Genomic DNA, 15026 nt, shown 5'->3' with positions numbered 1-15026 from the left:
GGTGTTTTTGGCTTCCAGGGCCCGTCCAGAAAGCGCTGGCAGCTCTCATTTCGATAGTTCAAACAGGGCGGCGCATGCGCACGCCCGCCACCAGCATCAGTGCCGCGAGCACCAGCACGCCCCAGTCCGACAGCGTGGGTATGCCCTGGACACCGCCGGGGCCGCCCCCGCCGCCAGGCGCTGGCGCGGGCGTCACGCCACCCGTGGGCGGGGCCGAGGCGCTGCCGCCGGCGTTGTTGGCGGTGACGGTGAAGGTGTAGGCGGTGCCATTGGTTAGCCCCGTCACGGTGCAGCTGGTGGTGGGGGCCTGCACGGTGCAGCTGGCGCCGCCGGGCTGGGCCGTGACGGTGTAGCTGGCGGGCGGCGTGCCGCCGGCAGGCGCCTGCCACGACACGGTGACCTGCGCGTTGCCGGGCGTGGCCGTCACGCCCGTGGGAGCGTTCGGTGCGCCCGCCGCCAGCACGCGGACCGGCACCGAGTCGGACGCCATGCCGCTCACGTACACCGTGGCGCGGTAGGGGCCGGGCGCCGTGCCCGGCGGCAGCGGGTGGGTGGTCACCAGGGTGTGCCCGCCGCTCGGCACGGCGCTGGCGATGGGCAGCCACACCACTGCGCCATTGCCCTCACCTTGCAGGCGCACCAGCGGCAAGCGTGTGGCCGACTGACTGGTGGCCCCGCCGCTGGCTTCGCTGGCGCCGACGAGGTGCAGGCCCGACAGCTCAAGGGCCCCGGAAGTAGCCACCGGGGTGGACGAGGACGTGATGCGGGGGCGGCGGGCATTGCCTGCATCGCTCGCTGGGCCGTACAGCAGCGCGGGGGTGGAGTTGCTGTTCAGCCCGCCTGCCACCAGCACGCGCCCGTTGGCCAGCAGCGTGGCGGTGTGGCCGCCGCGCCCTTGGGGCATGGTCCCTGCCGTCTGCCAGGCACCCGATTCGGGGTCGTACACCTCGGCGCTGCTCAGGTTGGCGCCGTTGTAGCCGCCCCCGGTGACCAGCACCCGCCCGTCAGGCAGCAAGGTGGCGGTGTGCAAGTTGCGCGCCTGTTGCAGGCTGGCGGCGCTGTGCCAGGCGTTCGTGGCCGGGTCGTAGATCTCGGCGCTGGCGAGGTAGCCCGCGCCACCGGCATGCCCGCCGGCGACCAGCACGCGCCCGTCGGCCAGCAGCGTGGCGCTGTGCTGGTTGCGCGCCTGCTGCATGGCGGGGCCGGCCGTCCAGGTGGCGGTGGCGGGGTTGTAGAACTCCACCGAGGCGGTGCCCTGGCTGGTCAGGGCGTTGCCCCCGGCCACCATCACCCGCCCGTCGGCCAGCAGCGTGGCGGTGTGCCCGTTGCGCGGCACGAGCAGCGCGCCGGCCGCCTGCCAGGCGTTCGCGGCAGGGTCGTAGCGTTCGGCTTGCGCCACGTTGCCGCCGTTGGCGCCACCGGCGACCAGCACGCTGCCGCTGGGCAGCAAGGTCGCAGTGTGCGCCCAGCGCCCGTGCGCCAGGTCGGGCACGGCGCTCCACTGCTGGGTGGCGCTGTCGTACAGCTCGGCACTGGCAGGCACCGAGGAGCCTCCGGCGACCAGCACGCGGCCATCGGCCAGCAGGGTCTGGCTGTGATAACTGCGCGCCCGCGCCATCGGCGCCGCGCCTTGCCACTGGCCCGTCCCGGCGTCGTAGCGCAGGGTGGAATTTCCAGGCGCGGCGGAGCCGCCGCTGGCGACCAGGCCGCCGGTCACGAGCACCGAGCCGTCGCGCAGCAACGTGGCGCGGTGGTCCTGGCGCAGCGCGGGCAGCGCGCCCGTGACCTCGGGCACCAGCGCATCGGCCGAGAACCGCTCGGCGCTGGCCAGTGGCCCGGGGGTGCCGTCGCCGCCCGCCACCAGCACCTCGCCCGTGTGCAGCAGCAGCGCGCCGGAGCGGGTGCGCGCCTGCGCCATGGGCGGCAGGCTGCTGGCGTTGCAGGTGCCAGGGTCGACGACTTCGCTGGCGGCCAGCGGCGTATTGCCCGCTTCGCCGCCCACGAGCAGCACCCGGCCGCCCGGCAGCAGCGCCGCCGCGTGCCGCTCGCGGGCGGCTTGCAGCACGGCGCAGGCGCTCCAGGTGTTGCTGGCGGGGTCGTACAACTGCGTCGTGCCCACCGCGACGTTGCCGCTGCCCCGGCCGCCTGCGACCAACACGCGGCCGTCGGGCAGCAGCGTGGCGGTGTGGTCCAGGCGCGGGCCGTCGGGCAGCGGAGCGGCGACGGTCCAGGTGGCGTCCGTGGGGTTCCAGACCAGGACGGCAGCGTCGGCGCTGATGCCGTTGTCCAGGCCTCCCACGAGCAGGACGCGGCCCGTGGCCAGCAGCGTGGCGGTGTGCTGGCGCTTGCCCATGCCGGGCATCGAGCCGGCGCTTTCCCAGGTGCGCGTGGCGGGGTCGTAGACCTCCGCGGACCGGAGCGCTTCCTGTCCGGCAGTGCCCTGCCCGCCTGCCACCAGCACGCGCCCGTCGTGCAGCAGCGTGGCGGTGTGCCGGCTGCGGCGCAGGTTCATCGCTTCGGCGGGGGTGACGGCGCCGGTGCGCGGGTCAAACGTGGCGGCGGCGCTGGTCGATGCGCTGCCGGTATGGCCGCCCACGAGCAGCACGGTGCCGTCGGCCAGCGGCGTGGCGGAGTGGTCGACGCGCGGGCCGGGCAGGGCCGGCCCGCCGCTCCAGCGGCCCGTGGCCGGGTCGTAGAGCTGCGTGGTGGCCAGCGGGGTGCCCCCGCTTTGCCCGCCTGCGACGAGCACGCGTCCGTCGCCCAGTTGCGTGGTGGTATGGCTGGCGCGTTCGCCGCCAAAGCTGCCCGCGGGGTGCCAGCCGGCAGCCTGCGCGGTGGTGGCTACGCCCAGGCACAGCACGGCGGCGTGCAGTGCGTGCCGGGCCATGGCATTCCAGAGGGAGGAGGACATGGAGGATTTCCGTTTACTATCTTTTTGATAGCTGCATGCGCTTTGCCTGAAAGCGCCGCAGCCCCTTTTCAGCCAGATTCCGATTGCCCGTCACGGCCGGCGCAGGTGGCGTGCCGCCATCAGCCCGGTGAGCGCAGCCAGCAGGGCCAAGCTCCACTCGGCCAGCGTGGGTATCGATTGCACACCGCCGGGCGCGGCGGCGACGCTTACGGCGTGCGTGGCGCTGGAGGGCAGGTAGCGCCGCGCCACGTCGCCGGCGTAGAGGGCGGTGAGCGTGTGCTGGCCGGCGGCGGGAAAGCGCAGGGTGCACTGGCCGGTGCCGGCGGCATCGAGCTGCGCCGTGCACGCAGCGCCGCCGCCGCTGATGGCCACGCTGGCGCTGGCCAGCGGCGTGTCGCCGACTTCCACGGCCACGCGCAGGGCCACGTCTTCGCCCACCCGCGGCGCGGCCGGCAGCACGCTCAGAAAGCGCGTGGCGGTGGCCTCGGCCACGGCAAAGCTCAGCTCGACGGTGCAGGCGGCCGTGACGGCCGCCGTGGTCACGGCGTTGCCCGAGAAGGTGGCGCCGCAGCCGCTGGCGCCGACCAGCATGTAGCTGGGCTGCGGCGTGGCGGTGATGCTGGCGCGCGCGCCGCTGGCGACGGTTTGCGTGGCCGGCGCGGCGGTGCCGCCCGGGCCGTTGACCACGGCCGTCACCAGCCAGCCCTGCCCGCCCTGGCCTCCCGCCTTTTGCGCCGAGCACTGCGCCGTGGCGCCCGCGCCGGTGCCGGCGCACGACCAGCTCCACGGCCCCGAGCCGGACAGCACGCTGGGCGTGCCGGCGCTGCACAGGTTGCTGGGCGGCGCGCTCAGGACCTGTCCGTCGTCGCTGCCGCACATGCCGTCCTGCGGGCCGGCCGCGTCCTTGATGAACACGGGGTCGATCGCGCAGTTGGCCGTCAACGGGCCGGCGGTGAAGACGTTGCCGCTGAGCGTGCCGGGGCAGGTGCGGCTGAAGGTGGTAAACAGGTGGTAGCCGGGCGCGGGCGTCAGGATGAACTGCACCGTGGCCCCGGCGGGCAGGATCTGCACGGTGCCGGGCGAAACGGTGCCGGTACTGCCGTCGGTGATGGGGTCGCCCGTGCGCGCATCGCGCACCGTGGGCGTCACGTCCCAGCTGCCGGTGCAGCCATCGGCCCAGGGGCCGCTGCCGGTGACGGCCTCGTCCCAGGCCTGGTTGACGGCAGGGTCGGGGCTGTTGCGCAGGGGGTTCTTGCACATCACCGCCGACAGGGTGCTGTTCGGCGGCATGGGCGGCGAGCCGACCAGCTGGTTGTTCTGGACGTGCAGAAAGCGCAGCTTGGCCAGGCCGTCCAGCGACGGGATCTGCCCGGTCAGCTGGTTGTCGTGCACATAGAAATTCTCGAGATTGGCCAGGCCGGTCAGCGCCGGAAGGGGCCCGCTCAACTGGTTGTATTCGACGTGGAAGCTGCGCAGCCGGGCCAGGCCGGTGAGCGGCGGGATCGCGCCGCCCAGCTGGTTGCTGGAGACGATGAAGCTGTCCAGATTCGCCAGGCCGGCGAGTGCCGTGATCGAGGTGAGCCGGTTGTTGGTGGCGGTGAAGAGCCTGAGCGCGGCCAGAGCGCTCAGGTCGGGAATGGCGCCGGTCAACTGTTTGGTGTTGGCATTGAACTCCTCCAGCGCCGAGGCGCCCGCCAGGGGGGCGATCTGCCCGTCGAGCCGGTTGCCGCTGACGTTGAACACGCGCAGCTTGGCCAGGCCGGTCAGCGCGGGCGTTCCGCCCGTCAGCTCCCCACCCTGGACCTCGAAGGTCTCGAGCTTGCCCAAGCCCGCCAGCGATGGAATGGCGCCGCTGAACGTGTTGCCGCCCAGGTCAAGGGACACGAGTTCCTTCATGGCGGCCAGCGGAGGAATGGGGCCGCTCAGCTCGTTTTGCCGCAGGTTGAGCGCCGTGAGCGCGGTCAGGTTGCCCAACGTGGCCGGCACGCTGCCCTTGAGGCTGTTGAAGTTCAGCCTCAGCGCGGTCACGTGCGATTGCGCCGCGTCGCAGGTCACGCCCGCCCAGGTGCACTCGGTGCCGGCGGCGCCCATCCAGTTGGCGTTGTTGCGCCAGTGGGCGCCGTCGGCGCTGCTGTAGAGGTCTGTCAGCGCGGCCCTCTCGGTGGGGAGAATAGCGGCCCACGCGGCGCTGCTGCCCAGCGCGGCGGCAAGCGCCAGGGCCAGCGCGCCGGCGCGCCAGCGCCGCGGGTGGGGCACCGGCGCGGCGGTTGCGGGAAAGGTCATGGATGTGTCCTCGTGGCTCTCGGTTTACGGGTTACGGGTGCGCGCGGTGCGGCCCTGTGCTGCCTGCCAGTTGCAGGTAGGCGGCGGACGTCTCCAGGACGCGCCGGGCCGCTTCGGCCCATGCGATCGGGTTCATGCGAGCGTTTCCTTCAGCGAAAAAAACGGCCCTTGCTGGGCCTGGGCCGATTCTTGAAAAGGGCGCCGTGCCTGCCTATCGGCCACCGGACCGATGGCCGCGCGTTTTGCCGCGCGCTGCGCCCTGGTGGTATCCCGAAGGGGAATGGCAGCCGGGCGCCGCGCCACCAAGAATTCGCGCCTCGCAACAGGAGGACAGGCTTGCACCAGGCATTGACGGATTTGTTGGGCGCGGTCGCCGACGAGGCGCGCTGGGCCGGGGCGCTGCACCGCTACGCCACCAGCCTGGGGGCCGACCAGGTGGGCTGGTTCGTGCTGGCCAGCGGCCCGCAGCAACTCGCGCAGCAGGGCGTGGAATTCGCCGCGCACCCGGACCCCGGCTACTGGCTGCACCTGCCGTCCGCTGCCGGCACCCCAGCGCTGGTGGGCCGCGGCGTGACGGCCGAGGCCACGCTGAGCTACGCCGCCCACTACCGCGAGCAGGACCCCCTGTGGGACGCCGCCATGGAGCGCTACGCGCAGGCGCAGCACGGCGGCGTGTGGACTGTCACGGACGGCACCATCGCGCCAGCGCGGCGGCAGCGCCATGCGGCCTTCTACAGCGACTTCCTGCGCCCGCACGGCATCGGCGCGCGCATGTTCGGCGGCAGCCGCGGCGCCGCGCGCCACCCGGTGGGCAACCTGTTCGCTTCCGTGTACCGGCTGCGCGGTGGCGAGGACTTTTCAGCCGGGCAGGTGCAGCGCTTCCAGGCCGAATTCGGCGCGCTGCAGCACGCCGCCTTCCTGCACCGCGAGGCGCTGGCACTGCGCACGCGCACGCAGGGGCTGGAGGCGCTGATGGAGCGCCTGTCCATGGGCATGCTGTTCTTCGATACCGCCGGGCGGCTGCTGCACGCCAACGCGCGGGCACGGATGCTGGCCGCGCAGCGCGAACACGCCGGCCTGCGCAAGCTGCTGGCCGGCCCGCTGCAGGCCGATGCGGCCATGCGCGCGCTGTTCGCGCAATCGCTGCGCGGCAGCAGTGGCTGTGCCGAGCTGCCAGGCGGCCTGGTGCTGGTGAGCCTGGCAGCGGGCGAGCTGGCCTCGCTGGGCCTGCACCACGGCGCGCCGGGCGTCGCGTGGGTGCTGCTCGAGCGCTCGCTCGACGCGGCGGCCGCCGTCGCGCTGGCGCGCCAGGCCTATCACCTGAGCCCGGCCGAGGCGGCGCTGCTCTTGGCGCTGCTGCGCGGCCAGACGCCGCAAGACTTTGCCGACGCGCGCGGCGTGCGCATCCGCACCGTGCGCACGCAGATGAGCACTCTGCTGCTCAAGACGCGCACGCAGCGCCAGCAGGAGCTGGTGGCGTTGGTGGCGCGGCTGATGCTGCTCACGCCCGGCGAGGTGCACGACCGCGTGGCCTGAGCGCGTTCAAAGGCGCAGCCGTTGCGCCAGGTCTTCCCAGTCGGCAGCGCCGGTGGCCGCGAAGACGACGCGCAGGTGCTTCTTCAGTGCCGCCTCGCTCACGCCGGCCAGCCGGTGGCAGTCGGCGCGCGCATGGCCCAGGCCGGCCAGCAGGGCGATGTCGCCCTGCAGCGGCGACAGCGGCAGCGCCAGCACGCGGCGCACCACCTCCACGCCCAGCGGGCGCTGCAGTTGCAGCGTGAGCAGGTGCTGCGCCGGCCCGCCAGCCAGCGCGTGCAGCGCCAGCCGGCTGGCCGCCAGCCAGCCGCCCGGCACCGCGCTGCGCGCGGCGGCGCCGGCATGGGCCACGCCCAGGCGCTGCGGCAGGTCGGGCGGCAGCGCCAGAGCGGCTGCGGCGCGCAGGCCCAGGCCTGCCAGGTTGGACTGGCGCAGCAGCTGCGTGGCGGTCTCGTCGGCATACAAGGGGCGCTGGCCTGCGGCGTCCAGCACCACGTGGCCGAGCGGACCGCCGTGCCCGCCGGCCTGGTTGCAGTCGCGCCCGATGGGCCGCTCGAACGCACGCGCCAGCCAGCCGGCCGAGCGCTCGAGCAGCGCCGCGTCGTCCGCCGTGAAGCCCGCGCCCGACGCGCGAAACAGCATCGCGATGGCACGCGTGCGCCCGCCCGCTTCCACGCGCAGGTCCAGCGTGTGCCGGTGGCCGCTGGCGCGCACCAGCAGGTTGTAGGAGTTGGAGCGGAAGTACTGCGCGCCCGGCGCCATCAGCCGGCCGATGCGCGGGCCGTCGATGCGTGCCAGGGTGTGTACGTTGATCTCGTCCGGGCCGGCGAACAGGCGCTCGAATTCGTTCAGGAACAGGTCCTGCACCTCGGCCGGCGAATCCTCGTGGAAGAAGCCCTCGGGTCGGCCCTGCGCATCGAGCCAGAACAGCGCCGCCGCGTCGGCGCCCACCAGAGCGCGCAGGGCGGCGCAGACCTCGGGTGCGATGGGCGCCAGGCCCAGCCCCAGGCCGCACAGCAGCCCCAGGGCGCGCCACTGCCGCTGGTGCGCGGTGGCGGCGATGGAGGCGGCGGACGTGGGCATGGGCGGCGCGGCAAATGCGCGGCCATTATGAAACCGCCGCCCTACACTGCGCGCCCATGACGACGATGCCCCCGATCCCCGCCATGCTGCTGGCCGCCGGCCGCGGCGAGCGCATGCGCCCGCTGACCGACACCACGCCCAAGCCGCTGCTGGCAGTGCGCGGCCGGCCGCTGCTGGAGTGGCACCTGCGCGCCCTGGCCGCGGCCGGCGTGCGGCACGCGGCCATCAACACGGCCTGGCTGGGCGAGCAGGTCAGCCAGCGGTTTTCAAGCGTTTTCGGCCTCCAGGCCGCGCGGGACAAGCGCGGGCAGCTATCCATTTCATACTCGCACGAGGGCCGCGACTTCGGCCACGCGCTGGAGACGGCCGGCGGCATCGCCCGCGCGCTGCCGCTGCTGGGCGCGCCGGTGTTCTGGCTGGCCGCGGGCGACGTGTATGCGCCCGGCTTCGCCTTCGACGCCGCCAGCGCCCGGCGCTTTGCCGCCAGTGGCGCGCTGGCCCACCTGTGGCTGGTGCCCAACCCGGCGCACCACCCGCGCGGCGATTTCGGCCTGTCGTCCGAGGGCCTGGCTTTGAGCCTGCCCGAGGCCAGCGCCGCGCCGCGCCACACCTACAGCACCCTGGCCCTGCTGCGCGCCGAGCTGTTCGCGCCGCCGTGGTGCGACATCCCGCCCGGCAACCCGCAGGGCGTGGCCGCACCGCTGGCGCCGCTGCTGCGCCGCGCCATGGTCGCCGGCCGCGTGACGGCCGAGCTGTACCAGGGGCTGTGGGTGGACGTCGGCACGCCCGAGCGGCTGGCGCAGCTCAACACCTGAGAGGCCGACTGCCAGCGCCGGCGGCCGAAAGCGGGCAGACTGCTGCCCTTTTTTTGGCTCCAGCGGCGCGGGCCGGGGCCTTCGGGGAGTGCGATCAATTGGGAGCGGTGGACTACGCGCAGATGGCGCTGCTGGCAGCGGTGGCGTCGTTCTGCCAGAACCTGACGGGCTTTGCCTTTGCTCTGATCTTCGTGGGCGCGGCCGGCGCGCTGTCGCTGATGCCCATCGCGGACGCGGCCAACATCGCCAGCATCCTGTCGGCCGTCAACGGCCTGGCCTACCTGCGCAGCCATCGCCTGGCGCCGCGCTGGGACCTGCTCAAGCCCACGCTGATCAGCGGCGTGGCGGGCGTGGGCCTGGGACTGGCGCTGCTGGCCTGGCTGAGCGGCAATACGCTGCACGGCCTGCGCGTGGTGCTGGGCGTGTCCATCATCGCCTGCGCGGTGCTGCTGCTGGCGCGCTCGCAGCCGCGCCGGGCGCCGTCGGGCACCGGCGTGCTGTGGGGCGTGGGGCTGGTCTCGGGCGTGCTGGGCGGGCTGTTTTCCACCGCCGGCCCGCCCATCGTCTACCACCTGTACCGCCAGCCGCTGCCGCCCATGGTGGTGCGCCAGTGCCTGGTGATTTTGTTCACGGTGCTGGCGCTGGTGCGGCTGGCCTCTGTGGGCCTGGCGGGCGCGCTGCAGTGGAGCGTCGTGGGCGCCAGCGCGCTGGCGCTGCCGGTGGTCGTCGGCGTGACCTGGCTGCAGGCGCGCCACCCGCTGCGCCTGCCCGTGCCGCTGGTGCGCTGGATCGTCTGCACGCTGCTGCTGATGGCCGGCGCCAGCCTGCTGGCCACGGCGCTGTGAGGCCCTGCCAGGCGCTACGATGGCCGCCATGACCACCATCTACGCAAAGCGGCGTGAGCGCCTGGCAGCCCAGCTGGGTGCGGGCGGCATCGCCATCGTGCCCACGGCACCGGAGCGCCAGCGCAACCGGGACAGCGACTTTCTTTACCGGCACGACAGCTACTTTTACTACCTCACCGGCTTTGCCGAGCCCGGCGCCTGCCTGGTGCTGACGGCCGAGGGGCAAGCCACGCTGTTGTGCCAGCCCAAGGACCTGGAGCGCGAGATCTGGGACGGCTACCGCCTGGGGCCCGAGGCCGCCATCGCCACGCTGGGCGTGCAGGCGGCGCTGCCCAGCGGCCAGCTGGACGCCGAGCTGCCGCGCCTGCTGGAAAACCGCCAGCGCGTGTGGTACCCGTTTGCCACGCACGACGGCCTGGCCGCGCGCGTCGAAGGCTGGCTGGCCCAGGTGCGCGCCCGCGCCCGCTACGGCGTGCTGTGCCCGCCCGAGCAGGCCGACGTGTGCCTGCTGCTGGACGAGATGCGCCTGATCAAGGACGCGCACGAGCAGGACGTGATGCGCCGCGCCGCCGCCATCAGCGCCCGCGCCCACGTGCGCGCCATGCAGCGCAGCGCTCGCATGCTGCGCGCCGGCCAGGACGTGCGCGAATACCACCTGGACGCCGAGCTGCTGGCCGCCTTCCGCGAGGAAGGCTCGCAGTACCCGGCCTACGGCTCCATCGTCGCCGCCGGGGCCAACGCCTGCGTGCTGCACTACCGCGCCGACGCCGCGCCCGTGCGGGATGGCGAGCTGGTGCTGATCGACGCCGGCTGCGAGCTGGACGGCTACGCCAGCGACATCACCCGCACCTTCCCCGCCAACGGGCGCTTTTCCGGCCCGCAGCGCGCGCTGTACGACCTGGTGCTGGCCAGCCAGGAGGCGGCCGTGGCGGCCACCCGGGCCGGCGCGCGCTTCAACGACCCGCACGACGCCACCGTGGCCGTGCTGGCCCAGGGCATGCTGGACCTGGGCCTGCTGGACAGCAACAAGGTCGGCAACGCGCAGGACGTGATCGACAGCCGCGCCTACTTCCAGTTCTACATGCACCGCACCGGCCACTGGCTGGGCATGGACGTGCACGACTGCGGCAGCTACGTGGAGCCGTCCGAGGTCGGCCAGACCAGCCAGCGGCGCGACCCGCTGTCGGGCGAGACGATCACCAACCGGCCCAGCCGCATCCTGCGCGCCGGCATGGTGCTGACCATCGAGCCAGGCATCTACGTGCGCCCGGCGCCCGGCGTGCCCGAGCCGTTCCACCACATCGGCATCCGCATCGAGGACGACGCCATCATCACCGAGGGCGGCTGCGAGCTGATCACCCGGGGCGTGCCCGTGCAGGCCGATGAGATCGAGGCGCTGATGCGGGACGGCGCCGCGGCGGCCTGAGGAGAGGCCAGCCTGCCGGGCGCCAGGCCTCACCAGCGCAGCGTGAGGCCGGCGCCCAGCGTCTGCGCCCGGGGGGCGGCGCCCAGGCTGCGGCGCCCAGGCTGCGGCGCCAGCCCGCATCCAGGTCCAGGTCTTCGCGCAGGTGCCAGATGGCGCCCAGCAGGGCGAAGCGGTCGGTGCGCGCCGCGCGTTCGGCGGCGCGGCTGGCGCCCCAGTCGGCCACCAGGCTCCACTGCGCCGTGGCGGCCCACTGCACGGCGGTCGAAGCGGCCCACAGGTATTTGCGCTCGCCTGACCGGTTGCAGTTGCAGGTCACGCCGGCATTGGCCAGCCAGGTCCAGGGCCCGCGCTGCACGCTGGCGATCAGCGCCAGCGCCGCCGTCGCGCGGCCAGTGCCCAGCCCCCTGGCCTGGCTGCCGCTGGGCAGCGTGAGCTGCGGGCGCAGCGCCAGGCTCCAGCCCTGCGCCTCGTCCTCCAGCAGCCGCCACTTGGCCAGCAGTGCGGCGTCGCCCGGCCCACGCACGGGCGGCCCGCCCGCCTCGCGCCAGTGCTGCCAGGGCAGGGTGACGGCCACGTCCAGCGCATCGGCCAGACCATGGGTCAGCGTGACGCTGGTGGCGCGCTGCCAGCCGGTGCCGGCCGCGGCGCGCTCGCGGGTGTGGTCGGTGCTGGCCTCCAGCTGCCAGTGGCCGGCGCCCTGGGTGGCGGTGTCGTCCGTGACCAGCGGGTGGGTGGCCTGGGCGGCGCCGGCGGCACCCAGCAGCGCCGCGCCCAGCCAGCGGGCGCGAGGGGAAAAGCAAACAGGCATGTCGCAAGCGCGTTGGAAGGGAGCAGCCGGGCTGGGCGCCTTGCGCCCGGCCGGCGCCGCGGATGGGAGTGCGGCGGCGCATTATGTTGTCGAGCGAGAACCATTCTCAATTGATTTGGCGCAACCTCGGCGCTGCCCGGTAGGGCGCCGGGCGCCTGGAACCGCGACGTAACCCGATCCGTGCAAAAATCGAAACTCGATTACATCTTTGGAGACCCTGACCCATGCGAATCCGCCGCGCCACCAAGATCGTCGCCACCCTCGGGCCCGCGTCCAGCGACCCGCAACTGCTCGAGCGCATGATCGCCGCCGGCGTGAACGTGGTGCGGCTGAACTTCAGCCACGGCAAGGCGCAGGACCACGTGGACCGCGCCGCCATGGTGCGCGAGGCCGCGCAGCGCGCCGGGCGCGAGGTGGCCATCATGGCGGACCTGCAGGGCCCCAAGATCCGCGTGGGCCGGTTTGCCGAAGGGCGCGTGATGCTGCAGGCCGGCCAGCCCTTCGTGCTGGACGCCGAGCGCGCCGAGCCTGGCGACGAGGCCGGCGTGGGCCTGGACTACAAGGAGCTGCCGCGCGACGTGAAGCCGGGCGACGTGCTGCTGCTCAACGACGGGCTGATCGAGCTCACCGTGGACGCCGTGCGCGGCGAGCAGGTCTGCACCACGGTGCGCATCGGCGGCGAGCTGTCCAACAACAAGGGCATCAACAAGCAGGGCGGGGGCCTCACGGCGCCGGCGCTCACGGCCAAGGACATGGAGGACATCCGTACCGCCATGGGCTTTCAGGCCGACTATGTGGCGGTGAGCTTTCCGAAGAACGCCACCGACATGGAAATGGCGCGCCAGCTGTGCAACGTAGCGGCGGCGCCGTACCGGCACAAGCCCGGGCTGATTGCGAAGATCGAGCGCGCCGAGGCCGTGCCGCTGCTGGACGAGATCCTGCGCGTGTCCGACGGCATCATGGTCGCGCGCGGCGACCTGGCCGTGGAGGTGGGCAACGCGGCCGTGCCGGCGCTGCAAAAGAAGATGATCCGCATGGCGCGCGACATGGACAAGGTCGTCATCACCGCCACGCAGATGATGGAGAGCATGATCACCAACCCCGTGCCCACGCGCGCCGAGGTCAGCGACGTGGCCAACGCCGTGCTGGACGGCACGGACGCGGTGATGCTCTCGGCCGAGACGGCCGCCGGCAAGTACCCGCTGGAGACGGTGCAGGAGATGGCCAAGATCTGCGCCGCCGCCGAGGCCGCCGAGGACCCCGAGCGCGATTCGGACTTCACCGGCCAGACGCTGGGGCGCATCGACCAGTCGATCGCCATGGGGGCCCTGTTCACCGCGCATCACCTGGGCGCCAAGGCCATCGTGGCCATGACGGAGAGCGGCTCCACCGCGCTGTGGATGAGCCGCCACCGCATCCACATCCCGATCTATGCGCTGACCCCGAAGGTGGCCACGCAGCGCAAGATGGCGCTGTACCGCAACGTGCGCCCGCTGCTCATGGACACCAGCTGCGACCGTGACACGGCGCTGGAGCAGGCCGAGGGCCACCTGAAGGTGCGCGGCATCGTGCAGCAGGGCGACCTGTACGCCATCACCTGCGGCGAGCCCATGGGCCAGCCGGGTGGCACCAACATGCTCAAGATCTGCCGGGCACGCTGAAGGTCGCGGCGCGCCAGCCACACCACCGTGCAGGCCGCCACCGCGCCGGCCAGCATGTCCGAGGGGAAGTGAACGCCCAGGCCCTGCTGCCCCAGCCGCCCCCGCCAGCATCAGCACCAGCGCCGCGCCGGCAGCCCACGGCAGCGCCAGGAAGGCTGCGCGCGCCAGCTGCACCACGGCGTGCGGGGTGGCGGGCGAGGCGTTGAGGGCCAGGAAGAGGTCGTGGTCGGGAGCCAGCGTGAGCGGCAGCCCCCGGGCAATGGCACCGCCGCGCGGCGCCGCAGCCACGCACCGTGGTGCGGCGGGCTGAAGGCGCCCTGAAGACGTGATTCACGAACCGTTCACCCACGGGGCGCGGGCGCAATGCCGGATCGGTAAAATCGCCGGTTACGAAGCGGTTACCGCCGCACTCCCAGCAATCTTCGAACGGATCCATCACTCCCATGCCTCTCGTCTCGATGCGCGAACTGCTCGACCATGCCGCCGAAAACGGCTATGGCATTCCCGCCTTCAACGTCAACAACCTGGAGCAGGTGCAGGCCGTGATGGCCGCTGCCGACGAGGTGGGGGCGCCCGTGATCCTGCAAGCCAGTGCCGGCGCACGCAAATATGCGGGCGAGAGCTTCATCAAGCACCTGATCCAGGCGGCCGTCGAGGCGTATCCGCACATCCCGCTGGTCATGCACCAGGACCACGGCACTTCGCCCGCCATCTGCCAGGGCGCCATCGACCTGGGGTTCGGCTCGGTGATGATGGACGGCTCGCTCATGGAAGACGGCAAGACGCCGTCGTCCTTCGACTACAACGTCGAGGTCACCCGCAAGGTGGTGCAGATGGCGCACCAGGTGGGCGTGACGGTGGAGGGTGAACTGGGCTGCCTGGGCTCGCTGGAGACCGGCGAGGCGGGCGAGGAAGACGGCATCGGCGCGGTGGGCAAGCTGAGCCACGACCAGCTGCTGACCGACCCCGAGGAAGCCGCGCAGTTCGTCGCCGCCACGCAGCTCGACGCGCTGGCGATTGCGATCGGCACCAGCCACGGCGCCTACAAGTTCTCGCGCCCGCCCACGGGCGACGTGCTGTCGATCGCGCGCGTCAAGGCCATCCACGCGCGCATCCCCAACACGCACCTGGTCATGCACGGCAGCTCGTCCGTGCCGCAGGAGCTGCTGGCGCTCATCAACCAGTACGGCGGCAAGATGAAGGAGACCTACGGCGTGCCGGTCTCCGAGATCCAGGAAGCCATCAAGCACGGCGTGCGCAAGATCAACATCGACACCGACATCCGCCTGGCCATGACCGGCGCGGTGCGCAAGTTCCAGGCCGAGAACCCGGACAAGTTCGACATGCGCGAGTGGATGAAGCCCGCGCGCGAGGCGGCCAAGGCGGTGTGCAAGGCACGCTACTTGGAGTTCGGCTGCGAGGGCCAGGGCGGCAAGATCCGCGGCCTGACGCTGGCGCAGATGACCCAGCGCTACGCCGCCGGCGAGCTCAAGCAGCTGGTGAACTGAGCCTGGGCCCGCCACTGACCGGCAAAGCCCGCTGCGCTGTGCAGCGGGTTTTTTTTCGCCTGCGGCTTGGTTGTCCAGTCGCAAATTCCCGTAGGGCACCCGCGTCGCTTTTTGGCACGACCGTGCTAAAAATGCGGGTTGCTTCATGTAAGC

At 72.7% G+C, this 15026-nt stretch carries 10 protein-coding genes; 6 read left to right on the top strand and 4 right to left on the bottom strand.

Annotated elements, in window-relative coordinates; genetic code table 11:
* Window positions 1-58: 58 nt before the first annotated feature.
* Together C7H73_RS01075 and C7H73_RS01070 are read right to left on the bottom strand one after the other, a co-directional pair.
* On the bottom strand, window positions 59-2911 hold the full coding sequence (locus C7H73_RS01075) for an IPTL-CTERM sorting domain-containing protein (protein ID WP_106844959.1): 2853 nt from the start codon (window positions 2909-2911) through the stop codon (window positions 59-61).
* Window positions 2912-3001: 90 nt separating this feature from the next.
* A complete protein-coding gene (locus C7H73_RS01070; protein ID WP_106844958.1) occupies window positions 3002-5194 on the bottom strand; it encodes an IPTL-CTERM sorting domain-containing protein in 2193 nt (730 codons plus the stop codon).
* A 336-nt stretch (window positions 5195-5530) separates the two neighbouring features.
* Between C7H73_RS01070 and C7H73_RS01065 the strand changes: the two genes are divergently transcribed.
* Window positions 5531-6730 (top strand): helix-turn-helix transcriptional regulator, encoded by a 1200-nt coding sequence (locus C7H73_RS01065; protein ID WP_227001380.1) that lies wholly within the window; start codon window positions 5531-5533, stop codon window positions 6728-6730.
* Window positions 6731-6736: 6 nt separating this feature from the next.
* On the opposite strand, the gene C7H73_RS01060 is transcribed toward C7H73_RS01065, so the two are convergent.
* On the bottom strand, window positions 6737-7810 hold the full coding sequence (locus tag C7H73_RS01060; RefSeq protein ID WP_106844956.1) for a hypothetical protein: 1074 nt from the start codon (window positions 7808-7810) through the stop codon (window positions 6737-6739).
* 56 nt (window positions 7811-7866) lie between these two features.
* Here C7H73_RS01060 and C7H73_RS01055 point away from each other — a divergent pair, with 56 nt between their 5' ends.
* From C7H73_RS01055 to C7H73_RS01045, 3 genes are all read left to right on the top strand, one after another.
* Window positions 7867-8625, top strand: a complete 759-nt coding sequence (locus C7H73_RS01055) for a nucleotidyltransferase family protein (protein WP_106844955.1) — start codon at window positions 7867-7869, stop codon at window positions 8623-8625.
* 107 nt (window positions 8626-8732) lie between these two features.
* On the top strand, window positions 8733-9470 hold the full coding sequence (locus C7H73_RS01050) for a sulfite exporter TauE/SafE family protein (protein WP_227001379.1): 738 nt from the start codon (window positions 8733-8735) through the stop codon (window positions 9468-9470).
* A gap of 28 nt (window positions 9471-9498) precedes the next feature.
* A complete protein-coding gene (locus C7H73_RS01045; protein WP_106847479.1) occupies window positions 9499-10896 on the top strand; it encodes an aminopeptidase P N-terminal domain-containing protein in 1398 nt (465 codons plus the stop codon).
* On the opposite strand, the gene C7H73_RS01040 is transcribed toward C7H73_RS01045, so the two are convergent.
* Window positions 10826-11704, bottom strand: a complete 879-nt coding sequence (locus C7H73_RS01040) for a transporter (RefSeq protein WP_106844954.1) — start codon at window positions 11702-11704, stop codon at window positions 10826-10828. The two genes, C7H73_RS01045 and C7H73_RS01040, sit on opposite strands and share 71 nt — an antisense overlap.
* Before the next feature lie 224 nt (window positions 11705-11928).
* On the opposite strand from C7H73_RS01040, the gene pyk reads away from it, so the two are divergent.
* Together pyk and fba are read left to right on the top strand one after the other, a co-directional pair.
* Entirely contained in the window at window positions 11929-13365 is a 1437-nt protein-coding gene (gene pyk / locus C7H73_RS01035) for a pyruvate kinase (protein WP_106844953.1), read from the top strand.
* 443 nt (window positions 13366-13808) lie between these two features.
* Entirely contained in the window at window positions 13809-14873 is a 1065-nt protein-coding gene (gene fba, locus C7H73_RS01030; RefSeq protein WP_106844952.1) for a class II fructose-bisphosphate aldolase, read from the top strand.
* The last annotated feature ends 153 nt before the right edge of the window (window positions 14874-15026 follow it).

This window comes from Pulveribacter suum, from assembly GCF_003013695.1.
Lineage (GTDB): Bacteria > Pseudomonadota > Gammaproteobacteria > Burkholderiales > Burkholderiaceae_C > Melaminivora > Melaminivora suum.
Note: the sequence above shows the minus strand (reverse complement) of the source record. Positions and strands in the feature narration are given on the sequence as shown.

Bases quoted from the DNA above. Each gene is read 5' to 3' on its own strand.
- pyk (WP_106844953.1), top strand. From the start codon at position 11,929: ATGCGAATCCGCCGCGCCACCAAGATCGTCGCCACCCTCGGGCCCGCG.
- C7H73_RS01070 (WP_106844958.1), bottom strand. From the start codon at position 5,194: ATGACCTTTCCCGCAACCGCCGCGCCGGTGCCCCACCCGCGGCGCTGG.
- C7H73_RS01075 (WP_106844959.1), bottom strand. From the start codon at position 2,911: ATGTCCTCCTCCCTCTGGAATGCCATGGCCCGGCACGCACTGCACGCC.
- C7H73_RS01055 (WP_106844955.1), top strand. From the start codon at position 7,867: ATGACGACGATGCCCCCGATCCCCGCCATGCTGCTGGCCGCCGGCCGC.
- C7H73_RS01040 (WP_106844954.1), bottom strand. From the start codon at position 11,704: ATGCCTGTTTGCTTTTCCCCTCGCGCCCGCTGGCTGGGCGCGGCGCTG.
- fba (WP_106844952.1), top strand. From the start codon at position 13,809: ATGCCTCTCGTCTCGATGCGCGAACTGCTCGACCATGCCGCCGAAAAC.
- C7H73_RS01060 (WP_106844956.1), bottom strand. From the start codon at position 7,810: ATGCCCACGTCCGCCGCCTCCATCGCCGCCACCGCGCACCAGCGGCAG.
- C7H73_RS01045 (WP_106847479.1), top strand. From the start codon at position 9,499: ATGACCACCATCTACGCAAAGCGGCGTGAGCGCCTGGCAGCCCAGCTG.